Annotated in this window: 20 protein-coding genes; 15 read left to right on the top strand and 5 right to left on the bottom strand. The window is 41.8% G+C overall.

The features are described from left to right. Positions 1–16 precede the first annotated feature (16 nt). The 15 genes from WH46_RS08470 to WH46_RS08400 all read left to right on the top strand — a co-directional run bounded on the left by WH46_RS08470 (position 17) and on the right by WH46_RS08400 (position 16,758). A complete protein-coding gene (locus WH46_RS08470; RefSeq protein WP_046226399.1) occupies positions 17–655 on the top strand; it encodes a sugar O-acetyltransferase in 639 nt (212 codons plus the stop codon). A gap of 274 nt (positions 656–929) precedes the next feature. Next, positions 930–2,285, top strand: coding sequence for a glucoamylase family protein (locus WH46_RS08465; RefSeq protein WP_046226398.1), 1,356 nt, complete (start codon positions 930–932; stop codon positions 2,283–2,285). Positions 2,286–2,610: 325 nt separating this feature from the next. Beyond that, entirely contained in the window at positions 2,611–2,967 is a 357-nt protein-coding gene (locus tag WH46_RS08460; protein WP_046226397.1) for a hypothetical protein, read from the top strand. 128 nt (positions 2,968–3,095) lie between these two features. Then, positions 3,096–4,028 carry an AraC family transcriptional regulator gene (locus tag WH46_RS08455; RefSeq protein WP_046226396.1) on the top strand — a complete coding sequence of 311 codons (933 nt, stop codon included), beginning with the start codon at positions 3,096–3,098 and terminating at the stop codon, positions 4,026–4,028. A gap of 358 nt (positions 4,029–4,386) precedes the next feature. Beyond that, on the top strand, positions 4,387–5,355 hold the full coding sequence (locus WH46_RS08450; RefSeq protein ID WP_231584314.1) for an SDR family oxidoreductase: 969 nt from the start codon (positions 4,387–4,389) through the stop codon (positions 5,353–5,355). A 217-nt stretch (positions 5,356–5,572) separates the two neighbouring features. Further along, positions 5,573–6,463 (top strand): alpha/beta hydrolase, encoded by an 891-nt coding sequence (locus tag WH46_RS08445; protein ID WP_046227157.1) that lies wholly within the window; start codon positions 5,573–5,575, stop codon positions 6,461–6,463. 49 nt (positions 6,464–6,512) lie between these two features. Further along, positions 6,513–8,042 carry a phytoene desaturase family protein gene (locus tag WH46_RS08440; protein WP_231584346.1) on the top strand — a complete coding sequence of 510 codons (1,530 nt, stop codon included), beginning with the start codon at positions 6,513–6,515 and terminating at the stop codon, positions 8,040–8,042. Next, positions 8,029–9,426: an aldehyde dehydrogenase family protein gene (locus WH46_RS08435; RefSeq protein ID WP_052714164.1), complete on the top strand. Its 1,398-nt coding sequence runs from the start codon at positions 8,029–8,031 to the stop codon at positions 9,424–9,426. The genes WH46_RS08440 and WH46_RS08435 overlap by 14 nt, the downstream gene beginning before the upstream one ends. A 49-nt stretch (positions 9,427–9,475) precedes the next feature. Further along, positions 9,476–11,005: a phytoene desaturase family protein gene (locus tag WH46_RS08430; protein WP_046226394.1), complete on the top strand. Its 1,530-nt coding sequence runs from the start codon at positions 9,476–9,478 to the stop codon at positions 11,003–11,005. 27 nt (positions 11,006–11,032) lie between these two features. After that, positions 11,033–12,130 carry a glycosyltransferase gene (locus tag WH46_RS08425; RefSeq protein WP_052714163.1) on the top strand — a complete coding sequence of 366 codons (1,098 nt, stop codon included), beginning with the start codon at positions 11,033–11,035 and terminating at the stop codon, positions 12,128–12,130. A gap of 285 nt (positions 12,131–12,415) precedes the next feature. After that, complete coding sequence (locus WH46_RS08420) at positions 12,416–13,498, top strand: alpha/beta hydrolase (protein ID WP_156172239.1); 1,083 nt, start codon at positions 12,416–12,418, stop codon at positions 13,496–13,498. After that, positions 13,473–13,886 carry a helix-turn-helix domain-containing protein gene (locus WH46_RS08415; RefSeq protein ID WP_082208348.1) on the top strand — a complete coding sequence of 138 codons (414 nt, stop codon included), beginning with the start codon at positions 13,473–13,475 and terminating at the stop codon, positions 13,884–13,886. The genes WH46_RS08420 and WH46_RS08415 overlap by 26 nt, the downstream gene beginning before the upstream one ends. An 863-nt stretch (positions 13,887–14,749) precedes the next feature. After that, on the top strand, positions 14,750–15,211 hold the full coding sequence (locus WH46_RS08410) for a nuclear transport factor 2 family protein (protein ID WP_017815046.1): 462 nt from the start codon (positions 14,750–14,752) through the stop codon (positions 15,209–15,211). Continuing rightward, a complete protein-coding gene (locus tag WH46_RS08405) occupies positions 15,208–15,771 on the top strand; it encodes a TetR/AcrR family transcriptional regulator (RefSeq protein ID WP_046226392.1) in 564 nt (187 codons plus the stop codon). Before WH46_RS08410 ends, WH46_RS08405 begins: the two co-directional genes overlap by 4 nt. A 150-nt stretch (positions 15,772–15,921) precedes the next feature. Continuing rightward, entirely contained in the window at positions 15,922–16,758 is an 837-nt protein-coding gene (locus WH46_RS08400; RefSeq protein ID WP_046226391.1) for an alpha/beta fold hydrolase, read from the top strand. A 155-nt stretch (positions 16,759–16,913) separates the two neighbouring features. On the opposite strand, the gene WH46_RS08395 is transcribed toward WH46_RS08400, so the two are convergent. The 5 genes from WH46_RS08395 to WH46_RS08375 all read right to left on the bottom strand — a co-directional run bounded on the left by WH46_RS08395 (position 16,914) and on the right by WH46_RS08375 (position 21,259). Continuing rightward, positions 16,914–17,549: a hypothetical protein gene (locus tag WH46_RS08395; RefSeq protein WP_046226390.1), complete on the bottom strand. Its 636-nt coding sequence runs from the start codon at positions 17,547–17,549 to the stop codon at positions 16,914–16,916. A 133-nt stretch (positions 17,550–17,682) separates the two neighbouring features. After that, positions 17,683–18,582, bottom strand: a complete 900-nt coding sequence (locus WH46_RS08390) for a copper amine oxidase N-terminal domain-containing protein (RefSeq protein ID WP_046226389.1) — start codon at positions 18,580–18,582, stop codon at positions 17,683–17,685. Positions 18,583–18,691: 109 nt separating this feature from the next. Continuing rightward, complete coding sequence (locus tag WH46_RS08385) at positions 18,692–19,165, bottom strand: hypothetical protein (protein WP_046226388.1); 474 nt, start codon at positions 19,163–19,165, stop codon at positions 18,692–18,694. Positions 19,166–19,230: 65 nt separating this feature from the next. After that, entirely contained in the window at positions 19,231–19,992 is a 762-nt protein-coding gene (locus tag WH46_RS08380) for a TolB-like translocation protein (RefSeq protein WP_046226387.1), read from the bottom strand. Between the two features lie 307 nt (positions 19,993–20,299). Beyond that, positions 20,300–21,259: an L-threonine 3-dehydrogenase gene (locus WH46_RS08375; protein WP_046226386.1), complete on the bottom strand. Its 960-nt coding sequence runs from the start codon at positions 21,257–21,259 to the stop codon at positions 20,300–20,302. Positions 21,260–21,268: the final 9 nt, after the last annotated feature.

Below are 21,268 nucleotides of genomic sequence, written 5' to 3'. Positions count from 1 at the left end.
GAAAAGGCGGTGCACGATGACGGAAGAACAACGAATTTTTGACGGGTTATTGTTCAATCCAGGTCATGCCGATCTGCGAAAAATCAAAGCCAAAGCGCACAAGCTTAGCCATCAATATAGTCTTACGTTCGAGGATCAAGTGGAGGAACGAGAAGAGATTCTCCAGCAGCTGCTTGGTGCACGAGGAGAAAATTGCTTTTTGCAGGGTCCTATTTTCTTTCACTATGGGACTCACACCGAGATTGGCAGTTCCTTTTTTGCCAATTACAATTTAACGGTTCAGGATGATGCCAAGGTAAAGATAGGTAATTATACGAGCTTCGGACCGAATGTTACTATCGTTACTCCGGTACATCCGTTAATTGCTTCGGAACGCCAGCAGATGATTGATCAGCATGGAGAAGTCAATTCATTATGTTATGCCAAACCGGTGACGATCGGTAATAATGTGTGGCTGTCTGCCAATGTAACGGTATGTGGTGGCGTGACTATTGGCGATGGATGTGTAATCGGCGCAGGAAGTGTGGTGACACGAGATATTCCAGCTAATTCCTTGGCAGCTGGAGTTCCATGTAAAGTGATCCGAACCATTACCGAGTCAGACAGTATGCGTTATCAACCGGAAGTTATGGGAGATTGTCAGATTAGGGAGTAAAGGGCATGCTAAAGCGAACTATTTGAGTTTTAATATTTTGACTGGTTCTATATACTTCATTGTTGACCTTTCGTGTTAATACTTGAGTATATAGAAAAGGTCATTACAACCGATTTCGTGAGAGTAAGCAAGATAGCTGTTTTATGAATAACAGATAACTTGCTTGCTCTTCTTTCATAATTGTAAGCGTTTACCATTCGATCTTTACCAGATTGGAAACTTCATGCTATTATAGTGTCGAAACGTTTCGAATGAATAAAAAGGAGGCAATACCATGAGAAAAGTACGAATACTCAGCCTAATGTTAGCTTTTGCTTTATTAGCTAATCTGATTTCTGCGCCTAGCTTTGCAGCAGGTCAAGACTCCAAAAGAGCATCCGGATTCAACAAAGAATTGAAAACGGTTGCAAAAAAGACATATAAATACTTTACTGATTATACAGATCCTGATACTGGACTCACTTACGACGAGGTCAGAACTACGGATAAAGGGACCGAAGAAGCCAAACGCACTTCGCCTACCAATATTGCCATGTACATGATGAGTACTGTATCTGCGCAGCAAATGGGGCTGATTAGTAAGAAGGAGGCAGTATCACGTCTGCAGACAACTATCGGTACACTGGAGAAGCTGGATAAATGGAATGGGCTGTTCTATAACTGGTATAACACGGATGATGGCTCACTCAAAAAAGACTGGGGACAGTTCATCTCCCAGGTAGACAATGGTTGGTTGTCAGCCGGTCTAATCGTCGTTGGTCAAGCGTATCCGGAGCTTCATGGACAAACAAGCAAAATGGTCGACAATATGAACTATACAACATTGTACGATCCGGAAGTGGGTCAATTCCGGGGAGGCTATGACGTCGCCAAAGGGGCATTAACCGATCATCATTATGGCATGTTCTATACAGAACCGCGTGTAGGAAGCTATATTGCAATCGGTAAAGGAGACGTACCGCAAGAACACTGGTGGAAAATGTATCGTACCATGCCAGCAGAATACGACTGGCAATCGCAGATTCCTCAAGGTAAAGTGGTCAATTACGATGGTGTAGAGGTATTTGAAGGAAGTTATATATACAAAGGCAAGAAGTTCGTACCGAGCTGGGGAGGCAGCATGTTTGAAGCGCTTATGCCGGGTATCGTCATAAATGAAAAAGAACTGGGCGCCAAAGCGCTGGGATTGAATAATAAAAGACATGTCCAATTGCAGATTGAATACGCCAAGGAAAAGGGCTATCCTGCATGGGGATTTTCACCTTCGGCAACGCCGACAGGATACAGCGAATTTGCAGCGACACCGCTTGGAACTTCAGGATACAAGGACAGTTCCACGGTGACAGCACATGCTACATTCCTGGCTCTGGAATATGCGCCAGAAGCAGCGCAGAAGAATATCAAAGCACTGCAAAAATTGAAAATGGCTGGCAAGTACGGATTTTATGACTCGGTTAATGTAGAGACCGGCGAACTGGCCAAAGCTTACTTGGCACTTGATCAAGGGATGATTATGGTCTCAATTGCCAATTATCTGCAAGATGGAGTTATTCGTGATTACTTCCATAAGGACCCGATCGGCAAGAAACCGGAAGGCTTGTTAAAGAAAGAAGTTTTCTCGATTCAATAGAATCAAGCGGATTTTTCTTTATACGTATTTGAAAGGAACAAAGCAGAGACAAATCTGTTTTGTTCCTTTATTTTGACATGCATTAATACGGATCATGGCATAACGTCCGAAATACCTAATAGTTGGGAAGAGAACTATTGTTACGGTTATAGGATATAGAGAGTATGTTCGCAAAATACTCGAAACAAACTCCAAATATCTTGTTGTTAAAAAGAACTGGGACTCAGATCTGGATGATTTTCATATCAAATGGGGGACACGGAACACAAATGTCATAACGCATGTATATAGCAACGAAAATTAATACAGAAATAGAGGTGTGAATATGCGCAGACAAGTGCTGAAATGGATAATGGCGATCGGAGCACTATTCATTATTTACATTGGTACAGAACTTTTCCTGATGTACCAGGTGAAACCAACGATATATTCTACCGTCAAGCGGTGGGCAGCGCACGCACCAGAAATCGAAGCGTACGGGCAAAAATGGGCGTACGTTGATACGGTAGATATCGGTACATCGACGTTAACCAAATTCACGGAAGGGGAAGGACCCTACAAAGATCAAATGTATTACTTTCCCGGAAGGCCCGTTCGTCCTGCATATATTTTCGTACCCAAAGCAGGGACTGAGTATTATAAATACCAGCTTTCTACGTTTATCTTTTTCTATGGCATTTAAAATATAGAGGCAAAAGAGAGCCTTTAAAGAGCTTTCTTTTTTGCCTCTTATTCTTTTGAACGGAATTAAATCACCTCATATGGTAAGATGAAAATCAAATCTATCCGATAGGAGCTGCATACTGGATCATGAACAAATGGAGCGAGCATTCGCCGGGACACAAGCAAGAGCAGGCACGTGAGGAAACGGCCCGTTTGGCCCGACTGATTGATCTACATATGACGCGGGACGGAACCTCTGCCGCGCGCATTCCTGGATTATATTTCAACCGTTATTCGCAGCCGGAACCGTCTGATTACATGCATACCATGTATTGGCCAACCATAGGAATCGCAGCACAGGGCAAAAAAATCATTAGAATCGGCGAGGAAACGGCCGAATACTTTGGCGCCCAATTGGTGGTCATTCCGGTAGCCTTGCCTGTAGCGATCCGGACAGTGCAGGCAAGTCCATTCGAACCTTTCCTGGGTGTAGGCATTTATCTTGATCCGGATAAAATTGCCGCGCTCGTCCCGAAAGTTTACCCGGACGGACTGCCTATAATGGAAAACCGGAGTGCAGCCTATGTATTGGAAGCCGAACCAGCGTTGATCGCTTCTATGTCTCGCTTGGTAGCATGCCTGGACGATTTCGATGATAACGGACTGCTGCTCTCGCTGGCCGAAGACGAAATTTTTATCCGTCTGCTACGCAGTCCAATCGGGGTCTACGTAGCAGAAACGGTACTAGCCGGATCGAGCATACAGCGCGTTGCTAAAGCAATTGACTGGCTACGGAATCATTTTACGGAGTCGTTCAAAATTGCTGAGCTGGCGGATATGGTCCATCTTAGCGAGTCATCGTTCCGAGAACATTTCAAGTCGGTCACCGCCGTAAGTCCACTGCAGTATCAGAAAGCACTCCGTCTACAGGAAGCCAGACGGCTGATGCTCTCCGGGGAACGGGATGCGATTACCGCCTGCCGGTTGGTCGGTTATGTGAGCGATTCGCAGTTCAGCCGTGATTACAGCCGTTTTTTCGGTAGTCCGCCGAGTCGAGACATCGCCAAATGGAGACAGTAGCCACTATTTGTCAGCTTAGCTTATAAGCATTCGCCTAAGAAAAGAATTGGTTCCCTAAACGTATCATTTTCTATAGACCTTGTCAGTTGCTCTAAAAAGACCTGCTGCCCTTTGGGTGTCAGGTCTTTTTGCGCAGCCAATACGGTTAACCGTTCGATTTGTTCAAACGTCTCGAATCAGGCAAGAAGAAGCGTGAAATAGTCAAACTTTCTATCGGCTTTCTTTCTAAAATAGTAAATAACATGTACCGTATTCAGAATTTGCAGCTTCAGCAGGAGGATAGGAAATGTTCCAGCACAAAAGACTCCAGTAAATCAAAGGGTTCAATCGAAAAAGCGTTACCATACAAGGAGGAAATATGATGCGTATTCTAGTAACGGGAGCAAGTGGATTTATCGGTTCAGCTGTTATTCGCGAACTGATCGAGAATGGACACGAAACGATTGGTCTTGTTCGTTCGCAGGAGGCGGTCGAACGTCTGACTTCGATCGGTGCGATGGCGATTCGAGGTTCTGTCGAGGATACCGCACTTTTGCGCAAAGCCGCAGACAAAGCAGATACGGTAATCCATACAGCGTTTTTTCATAAATTTTCGCATGCCGGACTGTCGACACGTCTGCGTATTGCACTTGGAGGGGCTCCCCGTCAGGCGTCTACTCGGTTCATGGCTGCGGCTATCCATATGGAGCAACGCGCGATCGAAACGTTCGGCGCAGCACTATCCGCAAAACAAGGGGCGCTCGTCATTGCTATGCCGACGATGACGCTTACTGCGGGAAGATTGGCGAGGGAAGAAGACGATGGTGATCCCTATTCGGTCGGTGGCGGCCGAGTGGCTTCGGAGAAAGCGCTGCTGATTCAGGCGGAAAAGGGGATTCGCGCTTCCATAGTGCGCTTACCTCCGATTGTATACGGAGAAGGAGATCAGGGCGGACTGCTACCTTCACTCATTAAAATCGCACGTTCCAAAAAGAAGTCTGTTTTTATCGAGAAAGGTGCCAACCGCTGGCCTTCCGTGCACCGGCTCGATGCAGCCCGGTTATTCAGACTGGCTGTAGAACAAGGAACTCCAGGATCCCGATTTCATGCAATTGCTGATGAAGGAATTCCTTTTGCGGATATTGCAGAATGGATCGGCTTGGAAAGCGGTCTGCCGATCCAATCGATTAAAGCGGATCAAGCTGCAGACCATTTCGGTTGGCTGAGTTCATTTGCTGCTGCAGACAATCCTGTATCCTCGACACTTACAAGTGAAAGGCTAGGATGGAAAGCGAAGCACCCGGGTCTGCTGGACGAGATAAAGAAAGGGTATTATTTCGGGAAATAAAGTTTTCTAAATAGGGATTGAATGGAGAACTCATATGCGTAATATAAATATGAGATATTCTTCACAAAAATGTCACGTCAAACGCTGATTAATCAGTATTTGACGCTTTTTTTTTAAAGTTAGTACATTTAAAGGAAAAAAGGGTAATAGCATTAGAGAACTAATGCTAGAAACGATTCATTTTCAGTTTAAACGGTTAAAAAGTGAGGTTATCCTAATGTTCACCCTTATGGCTGCAAGGTTACTCCGTCTTTTCCCTAATCAGGCGAAAAAGACGCCCATGCTCTCCTTCGAGCCAGTGAAGGAAAAAAAAGAGATGAAAGTAGAGACGTCTGTAAAACTCACGGATATTTCCTTCTACTATCCCTCGAAATCCAAACTGAAAAAACTCCCGCTGTATATTAATTTTCACGGGGGAGCGTTCATCATGCACGAAAAGGAGATGGACGATCCGTACTGCCGTTACCTGGCCAACCGGACAGCATGCATCATTGCGAATGTAGAGTATGCAAAAGCGCCGGAGTACCCTTTTCCTAACCCACTCGAACAAGTCTATGAAGTGTTTCGATGGATTCAGAGTAGAGCCGACGATTTGAACATCGACACGGAAAAAATGATGGTCGGCGGACAAAGTTCAGGAGCCAATCTGGCCGCTGCGCTCTGTCTCTATTTGGAGAAAAAAAAGGAAAAGCAACCGCTGCTTCAAGTGCTGTCATGCCCGATGCTGGATTTTGCGACTCCGCATGCCGACAAGCCGGAAACGGACAAATGGCGGGCACGATATCCCCAGGCCGCTCACTTTTTGAACATGTGCTACGTCCCGGAAAAAGGTCAAGCAGAACATCCTCTTGCTTCTCCAGTTCGCGCTGTCGTCAGCGAACATTTGGCACCTGCCCTTATTCTCATCGCAGAACATGATGCTTTCAGACCGGAAGCGGAATATTATGCGGAGAAATTAAAGGAAGCTGGGGTACATATTGAGGAAAAAGTATTCAAAGACTGCAAACACGCTTTTACCCACCTGGGTCCAAAAGAAAAAGCGGAGGAAGCCTGGGAAATGATTGCACGTAAAATCAGAGAAACGGCGAATGAGCGGTATGCAGAATAAAGTAAGGCGTATGCCGGCTTAGAGCCACAATGAACACCATTCTTGATTGATGGAAGGAGAAACAAGACAAGTGAAAACGACAAACAAAAACGTAGTGGTTATCGGAGGCGGACTCGGAGGACTGTCAGCTGCAATTTCGCTGGCACAGGCAGGATACGAGGTATCTTTATATGAAAAAAACAATCACATCGGAGGGAAGTTGAACCGACTGGACCAGGACGGTTTCGGTTTTGATTTGGGCCCATCTATTCTGACAATGCCCCGGGTGTTTGAACATTTGTTTAATGCTAGCGGTAAATCCATGCAGGACTATGTTCCGATCGAAAAGCTGAACCATCAATGGCGTTCCTTTTTCCCTGACGGAAATATCATCGATCTATATGAAAATCTGCAGGACATGAAGGAGAAAAACGACTCCCTGAGTGAAAAAGATATGCGCGAGTATCAGAATCTGCTTGAATATTCCAAAAAAATCTACAATATGACGGACAAAACCTATTTTAAGCATGGTGTAGATAGCACAAGAGAAATTATGAAGCATACGAGCCTGTTTGGTGCGTTAAAAAATTTCGATTTGTTTTCTACTGTTCATGGAGCAATCGACAAGCGGATCAGCAATAAACAGCTTCGCGATATGCTGTCCTACTTTATCAAATATGTGGGTTCGTCGCCTTACGACGCACCGGCTGTTTTGAATATGATGATTTATATGCAACATGATCAGGGGCTGTGGTACGTACCTGGCGGATTGAATAAACTGGCAGACGGTTTAGTGAAGCTGGCCGAGGAAGTGGGAGTTCATTTCCATCTCGGTACACCCATCGTCAAACTCGAAAAAAACAACGACGAAATCACGGGCGCCTTTTTGGAAGACGGAACAAAGCTGACTGCGGATTATTACGTTTCCAATATGGAGGTCATCCCGGTTTACGAACGGTTACTGGAGGAAGACAACCGCTTTGTAGACAAATTAAAGAAAAAATTCGAACCGGCCAGTTCGGGTCTTGTGCTGCATTTGGGCGTGAAAAAAAGCTATCCTCAGCTTCGCCATCATAATTTCTTTTTCGCGGAAAACATGAAGCAGCAAATGCAGTCCATTTTCCACGAACATACCCTGCCGGAGGATCCAGTCATTTATTTGGTTAACGTGAATAAAACCGATCCGTCGCAGGCTCCTGAAGGACATGAAAATATTAAAGTACTACCCCATATTCCTTACATACGGGATCAGAAACCGTTCACTCAGCAGGACTATGAGCAATTTGCTGAACGAGTTCTGATCAAACTGGAAAAAATGGGCTTAGATGATTTGCGAGCCAATATCGTGACTAGAGATATGTGGACACCAGAAGATATCAGAAAGACGTATGGCTCTGACCGCGGTGCTATTTACGGAACGGTATCCAATCGCAAAAAAAATAAAGGATTCAAGCATGCCAAACAAAGCGAACGCTATAACAATCTCTATTTTGTAGGCGGAACGGTAAACCCGGGCGGTGGAATGCCAATGGTTACGTTAAGCGGCCAGCTGGTCAGCAAAAAAATTGTGCAGAGGGATGTTGCACATGCCGGACAATGAAAATCCTTTTCTGAAGACCTTGCCTGAAAAGCAGCGTGAAGAATTACTGCGCCAAGGCAGCCCTTCAAACGAGATGCGTAAAAAACAGCTTTTAAAGCTGAAAAATATTCTGGTGAAACGCGAAAAAGAATTAACGGATGCGCTTTATTCCGATCTGGGTAAACCGGCGTTTGAATCTTTTTCATCGGAGATTGCCGTTCTGTTGAACGAAATCGATTACGTCTGCAAGCATATCGCTAAATGGAATCGTACCCGGCGTTCCCGGCACTTGAAATTAGGCTATATCGAATCACTCCGGAAAAAGAGACATCCGTACGGAAGCGTACTGGTTATCGGTTCATGGAATTATCCGGTCCAGCTTACCCTGATGCCTGTGATCGGAGCCATCGCTGGAGGGAACTCTTGTATTATCAAGCCGTCCGAATATGCGCCGGCAGTAGCCGAACTGCTAAAAGAAATCATCAATCAGGCATTTCCGCTTGAACAACTGCACGTGGTCACAGGAGATTCGCAAATCGCCAGCCAGCTGACTACAGCACCGTTTGATTTGATTTTTTTCACAGGCAGCGGGCAAACCGGTAAGCGGGTGGCGGATCAGGCAGCCAAGCAGCTTACGCCGGTAATTCTGGAACTCGGTGGGAAAAACCCGTGTATCCTTGACGAAACGGGCTTTTCGGCAGCCGCTGTTAAGGACATTATATGGGGAAAATTTATCAATGCCGGCCAAACTTGTATTGCGCCGGATACCCTTTTTGTACAGCGCTCCGTTTACGAAAAAACGCTGGCGGAAATTTCTACGGTGCTTGCTGATTTCTATGGGGAGCAGCCTCAGACAAGCGAAGATTATGGACGAATCTGTACCGAAGCCCATTTTCAAAAGGTGATCCATTTTATCGCACAGGGCACAGTTGAGTATGGCGGTATGTATGATCAAGCCGACCGGTTTATCGCTCCAACCGTGTTGACGGATATGGAGCCGGGAAGTTCCGTTCTGGAAGAAGAAATTTTCGGTCCGGTTCTTCCTGTTATTCCCTATACCGATTTGAATTCGTTATTATCCAGCGGTATTCTTCAGCGCGATGCCCTTACTGGATACATATTCAGCACTGACAAACATCGCATTGAGCAATTTAATGAATACATGCGCTCCTCGACGATTAGTGTCAATCAAGTGATCCATCATGCGGCGAGTCCCCATATTGCGTTTGGCGGAGTTGGCCAAAGCGGATACGGCGCTTACCATGGCAAAGCCGGTTTTTTGGCTTTTAGCTATGAAAAAACGAGCGTTCGAACGTATCATTATCTACGCTTTTCGGGTAAATTCCCGCCTTATTCGGAACGAAACATGAAAGCTTTGAAAAAGTTGAGAAAGCGGATTCTTTAAACGACCAGTATCGGAACAAAGAAACAGGATGCGGAAATGAGGATTTTGTATGAGTAAAAAGGTAATTGTCATCGGAAGCGGGGTGGCGGGTCTTGCCTCTGCCATCAGGCTTCAGGCTGCTGGCTACCAAGTAGAGATCTACGAAAAAGGTTCAAAACCCGGTGGTAAAATGAACCGGATCGAACTGGATGGAGGATACAAATTCGATTTGGGACCTAGCATCGTGATGATGCCCGAAATCTATCGGGAACTATTCGAAGTGTGCGGCCGCGATCCGGACGATTATATTCCCATGGAAAAACTAGATCCGATTTACCGGGCTTATTTTAGTGATATTCCTGATGAGCCTTTTGACATTTCCTCCGATATGACCAAGCTGACCAAAACGATCGAAGCGATCAGTGAAGAAGATACAGCAGGCTTTTTCCGGTATCTGCATGAGATTTATCAAAAATTCATCATTGCTAAAAATTATATTCTTCCCAGACCTTTCCGTAAAAGGAGTGACTTTTATAACTTCCCGATGCTGAAGAAGGCAATCAAATTAAAACCTTACGATACCGCGGATAAATTTGTCGGTCGATATATCAAGAACAAAAGGCTGAGACAGATGATCAGCTTTCAAACGTTATATATTGGCATTTCACCTCTGACTAGCCCTTCTTTTTATACCATGATTCCTATGCTTCAATTTTTATATGGAGTATGGTTTATTAAGGGCGGGATGTATACGATGGCTTTGTCGATGGAAAGACTCTTCAAAGAGCTTGGAGGAATCATTCATTACGGCCAAGATGTACAGCAGATATCTATTCAAAATCAAAAAGCAGAAGGGATTGTCGTGGGCGGGCAAAACATTTCTTCGGATTATGTCGTTTGCAACGCAGACTTTCCTTATGCGATCAAGCATCTTGTACAAGACAAGCCTTCCAAAGGACAGTATACCGACGAGAAAGTCGACAGCATGAAATATTCTTGCTCCTGTTTCCTGCTGTACCTCGGTATGAACCGCAAGTATGAAGAAACGGACCATGTGCATAATTTTATTTTCAATGAGGATCTGGACCAGAATCTCAATGATATTTTTGATGGAAAAAAACTGACGAATGCTTCTTTTTACGTGTATATCGCGTCAAAAGCAGATCCTTCCATGGCTCCTGAAGGAACAGATGGATTGTATATTCTGATGCCTGTATCCAATGCAGCCGAATCCAATTATGAGTGGAACGAGGAGACGGTTGCTTATTATCGCAGTTACATCTTAAATGAATTGAAAAAGATTCGTGGTTTTGAAAATATGGATAATGAGATTGTGACCGAAACGCATATCACACCGCTGGATTTTAGTTCCAAGTTCAATGCGTATAATGGTGCTTCATTTGGTTTGCAGCCTATTTTAAAACAAAGCAACCACTACCGTCCGCAAAGCAAAGCGAGCGATTGCGAAAATTTGTACTTTACGGGAAGCAGTACACATCCCGGCGCTGGCGTTCCAATCGTACTTCTGTCTGCCAAAATCGCCGCCCAGGAATTGATCCAGGATGATACAGGCGAGCTGTTTGATTATTCGGTGAAATAAAGAAAGGGGGCGAATGTTATAACGGCTTTGGACATTATTAAACTGGCGATTGGATTTGGGACAGTGATAGTCGGCTTCCTCATGTTCTGGTCGCTGCCTGTGCCCCGTGCCTCCGCCAGAGGGGCAACCAATCTACCGTTTCTGTCTATTATTATTCCTGCCAGAAATGAAGAAAGCAGGATTGTGCCTTTGCTGCGGTCCCTACAGGAGCAGCGGTTTACTTCATTCGAAATTCTGGTTGTGGATGACGATTCATCAGACAAGACCGCTGCTGTAGCAGAAAGTTTCGGCGCAAAGGTGCTGCAGAACGAAGGAGCGGGGAAATCCTCAGCCTGCTGGTACGGCGCCGAACAGGCTAAAGGAAGCTGGTTATTATTTTTGGACGCGGATACCAAATTCGAAAGCGCAGAGGGGCTAAACCATCTGCTGCAGTTTTATCAGGAAAAGGGAGCCAGAGGTATTACAGCGCTGCAGCCTTTTCATACGGTAGAGCACTGGTATGAACATCTTTCTGTTATTTTTAACATTATCGTTGTAACCGGGATGAATCTGTTTACCGTTTGGGGTTCTCGGTTTAAAACGGCCGGTTCGTTCGGTCCGTGCATTTTATGCAATCGCGACGATTATTTTTTGTCCGGCGGGCATAAAATAATCGAAGGAGCCATAATGGATGATCTGGCACTGGGAGAGGCGTTTCTTAAACAAAATCTTCCTGTACGCTGCCTGGGGGGGAAAGGTATTATCTCTCTGCGCATGTATCCTGAAGGCATTGGCAGTCTGATCGAGGGCTGGTGCAAAAGTTTTGCCGTCGGTTCCAAATCGACGCATCCAGTTGTCATGTTCATGGTCATCTTATGGATATCCGGCAGTTTCATTGCTGCATCCGCTCTAGTTTCTTCTCTGATAAGATGGAATCCTGCTATGATCCTGTTGAGCGGGATATTATATGTTCTGTATGTCATTCAGACAGGATGGTTTGCCAGTAGGGTGGGGGACTTCAAAAAAGTGATTTTTCTTGTTTACCCGATATGGTTTGCGTTTTTTATAGGCATCTATTTATATTCGTTTATCAGGGTAAATGTTTTCCGTTCCGTGAGTTGGAAAGGTCGCAAAATCAAAGTCTGAATACTGCGTGATGTAAGCTAATAATTAAATCAAGTTTTTGGGAGACCTCTTGTACATTTTTTGAACGTACAAGAGGTCTTTTTATAAAATAAACATAACCATTGAATATCAAGATTCACTAGTGCCTATAATAAAATCGAGATGACGGATCGTGACGAGCATAGAAGATCAACTGCAATAGAAGTATTTTCAATTGTAAAGTGAATATGCTTATCTGATAGAAGAAAACGGAGCTGGAAGCGCGATATAGTCGATCGTACAAACAAAAGGAACAACCCAAATTGTATGCAACCAGGACGCGGTTCTGTATATCGCAGCTATGCAGGATGCCGCGCAGCTCTTGTATTCGCTTATCCCTGTAGTAAGAGATCCTATACTGCTGGTAGGCTACGCTATCATGATGTATCATTTCCCCAGTATAATTATGGAACTGAGCGATCGAGAAAATTCACTTTCAAATTGAACGAGAATGTTAAAAGAACAGAACTCCGTTTTAAAAATTGTTTTGGTATCGAATTAGCTGCGGACCTATATTTTCCAAAGAATATTGAGAAAAAAAAGTCGTCTGCACTTGTAATTGGTGGTCCATTTGGAGCCGTAAAAGAACAAGCGTCTGGATTCTATGCCAATGAAATGGCTGCGCTTGGTTTCGTAACATTGGCTTTCGATGGTTCGTATACGGGTGAAAGCGGTGGAATTCCTCGTCATGTTGCATCACCAGATATCAGCACGGAAGATTTCATGGCAGCTGTAGATGAGCTTGGGCTTCAGCCTAATGTTGATCGTGAACGTATAGGCATGATCGGGCTTTGTGGCTGGGGGGGCTTTGCTTTAAACGCGGCATCAATCGATAAGCGAGTAAAAGCGGTAATTACAGTTTCCATGTATAATATTTCCGCAATGGGTGACGTCCCAACCGCGGAGAGAACGACCACATTGAATGCGTTAGCGAACCAACGTTGGATTGACGCTGAAAATCGCACTAATACTCCCGGTGCGGATAGATTTCCGAACGGTTACCCAGAAAATGAACCTGATGAGGGTAAAAACGTGTATAACTATTATCGTACTGAGCGAGGATTCCATGAGAATTCGATCTTATCGAATAGTACATGGAATGCCACAATGCCGTTATCATTTATGGCAACAAAGATAATGCAATACATTGATGAAATTTCACCTAGACCCATACTGCTGATTGCAGGAGATAAGGCACTTACAAAACCGCATACCGACTGGGCTTACGAACATGCCAAAGAGCCTAAAGAATTATATGTTGTTAAAGACGCAGGTCATGCGACTTTATATGATCAAAAAGATAAAATACCGTTCCAAAAAATAAATGATTTTTTTAATCAACACTTGTAAAGGGAGATTTAATATTGAATGTTTTGATATTAGGAGCAGCTGGAGAAATATAAATTCTTATGTAGGTGAACGAATTCGTTTTTATAGAAAGGCACAAAATTTGACACAGGCTCAGTTAGGGGAAATGGTAGAATTACCACAACCTTATGTTGGAGATATTGAGCGTGGAGAGCGTAATATCTCTTTAGATACTTTACAAAAAAATCTAGTTGTTTTAAATATTAAGCCTTTGCAATTATTTAAGAACTACGATACTAAGCTATCTAAGGAATTGCCAGACATGCTAAATCGACTTCAATTTTTATTAGAATCTCGATCTAATAAAGAGATCGAGATTCTAATAAAAATGATCAATAATTTGCTGGAATCAATAGATGAATTAAAGTAAATAATAAATAAGTATTCAAATACAATAACTGTAGTAAGCAATAAAATTAAATAAATCTTATGTAGGCATGATAAAATAAAATGTACAGGGTTTATTTAATTTAGATATTGAAATCATCAAAGAGCGGCAATAAAGAATTAAGATTAGCAATTGTTAAATAATAAAAAGCTAACGGGATATACAATATATGAGTAATAACTGTAGATATAAAATAAGATAAAACATACGTGACTTCAAATCCTTCATACATAATCACAAAACTCGTATTTTGTACATATGTATATATGATGCTCTATTGATAAAAAATCTACGTTGTATGCTCCTTTATTTAATTTAAGATCATACTATCTATACGCTCTTACTTCATTTATCAATTCAATCTAGAAATTTATTGATTACTTTTCAACTACAATCTCTTTACCCGATCTTGATTGCAAAATAAACTGAAGACGATTTAACAGTAACGTACTATGTAGAGCATTCTACATTTTTATAAAGCGTCTATAGATGTATTTTACCTGACGAGCAATAAAATACTCCAGTCTCCGTATCTGCAGAAATAGTTCTTTCTCTTTACCGATCTGCACTTTGATCTTTTGAAGATCCACGGATGCATTCCAGATTACGATTGATATTCAAACTAATCCTGATACTCTCTCATACTGTATCTTCGTATATAGTGTTAGCGGTAATGTACTTTAAGTATAACCAAATTGATCCAAAGTTCACTATCATTATGAACTAGTTTCACCTAATAAACTCCAAATCTATACATATATCTTTTAAAAATACTAATTTATACTTGCATTAATAAACCGATCGGTTTATAGTAAAACAAACAGTATAGAAAGTGAGGAAATGTAATGACCAATTTAACTCCCCCATTCACTCGCGAAACAGCAATTCTAAAAACACGTATGGCAGAAGACAGCTGGAATAGCCGAGATCCTGAGCGCTGCTCACTTGTTTACACAAAGGATTGTTTTTGGAGAAATCGCAGTGAATTTATAACAGGTCGTGAAGAAATTGTCGCTTTATTAACTAGAAAATGGGCCAAAGAGCTAGAGTATCGTCTTATTAAGGAACTATGGGCATATACAGACAACTGTATTGCCGTGAGATTTGCGTACGAATGGTGTGACGATAGTGGTAATTGGTTTAGATCATATGGCAACGAGAATTGGGAATTTGCTGAGGATGGATTGATGCAACGCAGATTTGCTTCTATTAACGATATGCCAATCCAAGAAGAAGAACGAAAATTCCACTGGCCTCTTGGCTCGCGTCCTGCTGACCATCCAAGCCTAAGTGAGTTGAATCTATGACTCGTACCGTTTTCGAAAAATCGGACATCATACCTCTCGTTGCCGAGGTATTTCGTGAGTTGGGTTATGAGGGTGCATCTCTAAGCAAAATCACAGCCCGTACCAACTTATCGAAAGGCAGCTTGTATCACTTCTTCCCTGGTGGAAAAGAAGAAATGGCTGCTGTAATCCTTGATAACGTAGATCAATGGTTTATCAGTAATATATTTGAACCACTCGAAAAAAGTGAACCCTGGTCGGCTATTGATCATATGTGGCAAGAGGTCGATACTTATTTTCAATCTGGTCAGCGCATATGCCTTATGGGTGCGTTTGCCTTAGACGAGACACGGGATCGCTTCACTACTGCTATTCAGCAATATTTTGTAAGATGGATTGAAGCATTAAGCGCAGCTCTCGTTCGAGCAGACGTCCCCAAAGAGAAAGCCGATCAGATTTCAGAGGAAACGATTGTTGGCATTCAGGGAGGATTACTTTTAAGCAGGGCTCTTAACGACAACTCTTTTTTTGAACGTACATTAACGAATCTTATACAGCGAATCTCGGTGTATCGTAATTGAAATATTCATGCTATTCTATTGAAAGCTGAATCATCCTTGTCTGCAGCGACGAAGATGATTCACATCCTAACTTTTAGGATAAAGGATAACCCAGGCTTCATATGTATTCTTCGATGGCAATAAAAAATTCAACTAACGGAGTGATTTTCAATGGCTAAATTAACTGTAGGCGAAGAAAATGCACAACCAATTGAACTGTACTACGAAGATCATGGTTCAGGAAAACCTGTTGTTTTAATTCATGGATGGCCTTTAAGTGGACGGTCTTGGGAAAAGCAAGTTCCTGCACTGATCGAAGCGGGTTATCGTGTGATTACGTATGATCGGCGTGGGTTCGGTCAGTCCTCCCAACCTTGGGAAGGTTATGACTATGATACCTTTGCTTCGGATTTACATAAGCTGATTCTTCATCTTGATCTGCATGATGCTACATTAGTCGGATTTTCTATGGGCGGCGGTGAAGTAGCGCGTTATGTAGGAACCTATGGAACAGAACGCATTTCTAAAGCGGTATTTGCAGGAGCTGTTCCTCCCTATCTCTATATAACTGAAAATAATCCTCAAGGCGGATTGGATGATGCGACAATTGCAGAATTCCAAAATGGAGTGAAAACAGATCGTCTGGCATTCCTGGATGGGTTTACAAGTAACTTCTTCGCTGCTGGAGACCGTACTGATCTTGTAAGCGAACCATTCCGTTTGTACAACCGGGATATTGCTGCTGCAGCTTCACCTAAAGGTACATTGGATTGTATCGCTGCCTTTGCTCTAACCGATTTCCGTCAGGATTTGGAGAAATTTAATATTCCAACATTGGTGATCCATGGCGATTCCGATGCTATTGTGCCGTTGGAAGTAAGCGGACAACGTACTCATGAATCTATCCCTGGTAGCCATCTTGTCGTTGTTGAAGGTGGACCACACGGATTTAATGCCACTCATTATGAAAAATTCAATTCAGCCTTAATTGAATTCCTGCAAGGTTAAGTTTACTTTGTTATAAGAATAGAAAACCAAAAAGCAGAATGTCCCACTCCATCTTCAGGAGGGACATTCTGCTTTTATTACATAGTATTCCGATATTAGAGTAGTTATCTATCGAATTATGGAACATCTGCACCAATGCTACATTATGCAGGATTTTATCTCAGTGGATATATAATTTGAACATCTTTTAGATTATTTAATTCTTCCTTAAGTATATGGTTATGATCAGCGCCTACAATACATAGAATTTTCCCATTCGGATTATCTTTTATTGCATTTCTTATGCGTTGTAACATAATCAAATGCCTACACTCCCATCTAATAAAATGCGAATTTTGATCAAGTTTCTTTAACCACTGATACTTTTGCTTAGTAACAGTATCAAAGGCAACTGTATTAAATGGAATTTCTCCTTTAGTGGCTGCTTCCTTTTGTTTTTCCCACCAAATATCCAATTCTTTTTCTAAATGTTCTTTTTCAAGGCCACTATAGTCTCGTAGAGGATCAAAATCATTCCATATATCTAATTCTACCCAATCTATTGGAACAAACTTAATTTTTTGTTGGTTGCATATTGGGAAAATTAATTCATAATACTCACTTGGGGGTTCACCCCAGTATCCTCTATTATCTGAATCTTTTTTGTATTTCTCAAAACTGGTTGGTAATACCTCACCACATATTACATCCGGATCGAAATCTAGAATTAATTCTTTAATTACTTCAAGCGTCAAATCGTACTGGAATCTCAATGCATCATCATGAACGACTCCTAAAATTCCTACTTCCATATATACATCTCCTTAATTTAACTCTCATTGTTAGAAAAAAACACTTTAAAGTAGAAATTTGGGATAGATATGTAAATGAACATGCTTATGAAATCTATGAACTGCAAACTCCTGATCTCTCAGGAGTCTTTTTTTATTTATTGTTAGGGAGAGTTACAATCAAATCAGTATAAATTTTGGGGATTCCGTTTTTTAGCTGTGTATTATTTCCTTTTTCATCTATATAGAAAGCGTTTATTTCGTTTGAAGGTTCTATTTGAAAACTAACTGGATCGGCTATAAATGGACGAAGTACAGGATCTGTATTGGTTTTTATTTCTCCTGCTACTGCTGAAAAATCAGCTAGAGCTCCGTACGAATATTGACCTACCGCTATCGCTTTTCCATCTTTAATTTTTACAATGGTTGCAGTGCGCTGATCAGTATACGTATACTGATCAGCTTGACCGGCAGGAAACGTATACGCTTCTCCAGCATACGATTCTTGGGGAGAATTGATTAATTTAAAATTGGCTTGGATCGGAAGTGAGATAGCTGTTTGGCGTTCTGTTTTTAAATCCTTTCCGGCTTCATCTACTTTTGCATTGATGTTGTTGCCAGAAGTGACGAATAGAATTTGGCGAACCGGCTCCAGTTGAACGTGAGATTCGAAAGCCTCACTTACAAAACGAATCGGTACATAGACGCGCCCATGTCTCATCTGAACTGGTACATCAAGTGTAAGTTTCTTCTCATTACTCCATGCTGTTTTACTATTTAAAGTGACCTTGACCTGATTTTTATCTGCATTTGTAATCGAAATGGTTTTCGTATCACCATTCCAATTGTACTCAAGTCCTAAGGAAGAGAGTGCACGTATAGGCACGAGAATACGATTATTAATCTTTTCCGGGTTTGCATCTGTTTGTACAAATTGTCCGTTTACATTTACCGGAATAGGTCGTTGCACATAATCTGAAGCTGCCATGGCTGAAGTTGCACTTCCACAAAGCAGGGTTGTCGTGACCCCTAATAATGCAAGTAACTTTTTCATCTTCTTTATTCTCCTCTATTTAATGTAATATGACACAATTTAGAGACGCCAAAAAAACATTAAGTTACATAATAATTTTATTATGAACAAAAATCCAATTAATATAAATTTAAAGTGAAGTGATTTGCTTAAAACGATCATACGAGAGAAACCCTTCTCTTTCTTCCACACATCTTAGTTTATTTAAGTGAGCATTAAATCTATCGATATAGTCTTCCTCATTCATAAAATGGAAAATAGAATACGTATATGTTCTTAAATCTTCATAGTCACTTGCAATTAGAAAAGGAAGAGATTCCATTGCAATATGAGTCAGTTGCAGATCTTCTAGTGTCAAGCTATCATCTTTCAAATAAGCTAATTTTTGTAAACCTAATACCATTGGGAATCGTTCTGGTACATTACCATTTCGTAAAAAGAACGCATGACTTTGAACTATTGGATGTAATAAGGATTCAAAACGATGCGTTTCAACGAGATCCGAAGCAACTAAAGTTCCCTTGTAGCGACATAGCATAAGGATATAACTTGATTCTATAAACCATTTCAAAGCGCGCTCAGCTAATTTATTTTCACTATTCAAACTATCTACCTCATTTCCAAATTATCTTATCTTTTTAAAAGTGTTTTTTATAAAGATACAATTTATTAAAATTTATTTAATTCCCAAATGTTATCGACTTCTTTTTCTGTTAATTGAGTTATGGTTTTAACCTTTTTCGTATTTAATGAGTAACGATATAGTTTATATTGGGATGGTTTATATTCGCCTACATAATCCAGAGTATCCCCTTTCTTACTCCAAAACATATGGATAGCTCCAATAAGATTTACTTCCCTAGGTATATAAGTGAATGTCTCATCAGGGAGATTATAAATTGCTACTCTACCGATTCCAGGATCTCCATAAGTGAAAGCAAGTTTACTTCCATTTGGTGACCAACTACAAAAAGGAATATTAGGAGAGTTTTTTAACATTTTCACAATATTATTGATTAATTTATACTTGCCATCGGTCAGATTTAAAACGATCAATCTTGATCCATCCATAGCATTTCCTGCTATGGCTACATATTTTTTGTTAGGAGATACTTCAAGTGAACGTATATCAGATAAAGAGTCATCAATAGTAATAGGGTATGTTTGTTCATTACTTGTGACTATAATATCACGAAGAATAATGGATTGAGGCCCTTCGTTGGCTACCTTTTTAGCAGTTATTGTAACAGCCCCATCCCTTACTACGACCTTACTCTTGTCGGCTTTTTTCTCCATATTGTCGCTCTGCATATAATATTGAGACATATTAAAATTATTATTGGCTGCACTTATAGTTGATATTGGCATACTAAGCATACCAAATGACAAAGCAAGAGCTGAAATACTAGCTATGGTCACAGATTTTTTCATAATAAACTCCTTTAACTTTTTTTGGAGAATTCCATCTTCCCTCTTTTAATTCCACTAATATACACTCATAATGAAATAACGTTAATTTTGCAACAATGTTACAGCTTATCCTAAAATGTACCTGAGTATTAATGGAGTTCTCTGGTAAGTTCAAAATATTGAACTTTACAAACTTGGATTCCAATTCCTTCGTTCAGCTAAAATAGTATAAAAGAAGCTGCATCCAACAAGTTCGCATAACGCTAACCTGTTGAGTACAGCTTCTTTTATATTTTTACTCGCCTTACATAGCGAATTCATAATCATTTCACGCTTTGCGAAGAATTTGTCTCTCGCTCAGTTTTGAAAGCATATCCTTTGTCATAGCCTTCAAATCGTAGCGAGCATGAAATCCCCATTCTGTTTTTGCTGCCGTCGCATCAATGGAATGCGGCCAGCTATCCGCAATCGCCTGTCTCTTCGGATCAACGTCATAATCGAGGATAAAACCAGGCAACTCCTCTCGAATTGCTGCAGCAATCGCCTCCGGATCTACGCTCATTGCGGTAACATTAAATGAGTTCCGATGCGTCAGCCGACATGAATCCGTTTCCATTAAATCGATGATCGCATTCAGGGCATCCGGCATATACATCATGTCCATATTGGTATCCTTGGCGATATAAGATGTATACCGGCCAGCCGTCACCGCTGCGTAATAAATTTCCACCGCGTAATCCGTCGTTCCTCCGCCGGGAGGCGTCATATAAGATATCAGACCCGGGAATCGAAGTCCTCTGGTATCCAAACCGTATTTGTGAAAATAATAATCACAGAGCAGTTCGCCGGACACTTTGTTCACCCCATACATTGTATTGGGTCTCTGGATCGTATCCTGCGGGGTATTGTCTTTTGGAGTCGAAGGGCCAAAGGCTCCAATAGAACTTGGCGTGAAAAATTGACAGCCGAGTACTCTGGATACTTCAAGAGCGTTCATTAATCCACCCATATTCAAATTCCAGGCAAGCAGAGGTTTCTCCTCTGCCGTAGCCGATAGCAGCGCAGCCAGATGAATGATGGTATCCACTTCGTACCGCTTGGCAATTTCGAACATCGCCTTATCATTCGTCACGTCCAGCAGCTCAAATGGACCGGATCGGGTAATTTCGTGGGCTGATGATCTGAGATCTGTAGCAATAACATAATCTGCCCCATAGATCTCACGTAATTTAACAACTAACTCAGAACCGATTTGGCCCAGTGCTCCAGTCACCAAAATCTTGTTCATAAGACATTC

This window comes from Paenibacillus dauci (assembly GCF_000971985.1).
In the GTDB taxonomy this organism is placed as follows: Bacteria; Bacillota; Bacilli; order Paenibacillales; family Paenibacillaceae; genus Saccharibacillus; species Saccharibacillus dauci.
The sequence above is the reverse complement of the archived record's forward strand: the minus strand, read 5'-3'. Positions and strand labels throughout refer to the sequence as shown.

Bases quoted from the DNA above. Each gene is read 5' to 3' on its own strand.
- WH46_RS08470 (WP_046226399.1), top strand. From the start codon at position 17: ATGACGGAAGAACAACGAATTTTTGACGGGTTATTGTTCAATCCAGGT.
- WH46_RS08465 (WP_046226398.1), top strand. From the start codon at position 930: ATGAGAAAAGTACGAATACTCAGCCTAATGTTAGCTTTTGCTTTATTA.
- WH46_RS08460 (WP_046226397.1), top strand. From the start codon at position 2,611: ATGCGCAGACAAGTGCTGAAATGGATAATGGCGATCGGAGCACTATTC.
- WH46_RS08455 (WP_046226396.1), top strand. From the start codon at position 3,096: ATGAACAAATGGAGCGAGCATTCGCCGGGACACAAGCAAGAGCAGGCA.
- WH46_RS08450 (WP_231584314.1), top strand. From the start codon at position 4,387: ATGATGCGTATTCTAGTAACGGGAGCAAGTGGATTTATCGGTTCAGCT.
- WH46_RS08445 (WP_046227157.1), top strand. From the start codon at position 5,573: ATGTTCACCCTTATGGCTGCAAGGTTACTCCGTCTTTTCCCTAATCAG.
- WH46_RS08440 (WP_231584346.1), top strand. From the start codon at position 6,513: ATGGAAGGAGAAACAAGACAAGTGAAAACGACAAACAAAAACGTAGTG.
- WH46_RS08435 (WP_052714164.1), top strand. From the start codon at position 8,029: ATGCCGGACAATGAAAATCCTTTTCTGAAGACCTTGCCTGAAAAGCAG.
- WH46_RS08430 (WP_046226394.1), top strand. From the start codon at position 9,476: ATGAGTAAAAAGGTAATTGTCATCGGAAGCGGGGTGGCGGGTCTTGCC.
- WH46_RS08420 (WP_156172239.1), top strand. From the start codon at position 12,416: ATGCAACCAGGACGCGGTTCTGTATATCGCAGCTATGCAGGATGCCGC.
- WH46_RS08415 (WP_082208348.1), top strand. From the start codon at position 13,473: ATGATTTTTTTAATCAACACTTGTAAAGGGAGATTTAATATTGAATGT.
- WH46_RS08410 (WP_017815046.1), top strand. From the start codon at position 14,750: ATGACCAATTTAACTCCCCCATTCACTCGCGAAACAGCAATTCTAAAA.
- WH46_RS08405 (WP_046226392.1), top strand. From the start codon at position 15,208: ATGACTCGTACCGTTTTCGAAAAATCGGACATCATACCTCTCGTTGCC.
- WH46_RS08400 (WP_046226391.1), top strand. From the start codon at position 15,922: ATGGCTAAATTAACTGTAGGCGAAGAAAATGCACAACCAATTGAACTG.
- WH46_RS08395 (WP_046226390.1), bottom strand. From the start codon at position 17,549: ATGGAAGTAGGAATTTTAGGAGTCGTTCATGATGATGCATTGAGATTC.
- WH46_RS08390 (WP_046226389.1), bottom strand. From the start codon at position 18,582: ATGAAAAAGTTACTTGCATTATTAGGGGTCACGACAACCCTGCTTTGT.
- WH46_RS08380 (WP_046226387.1), bottom strand. From the start codon at position 19,992: ATGAAAAAATCTGTGACCATAGCTAGTATTTCAGCTCTTGCTTTGTCA.
- WH46_RS08375 (WP_046226386.1), bottom strand. From the start codon at position 21,259: ATGAACAAGATTTTGGTGACTGGAGCACTGGGCCAAATCGGTTCTGAG.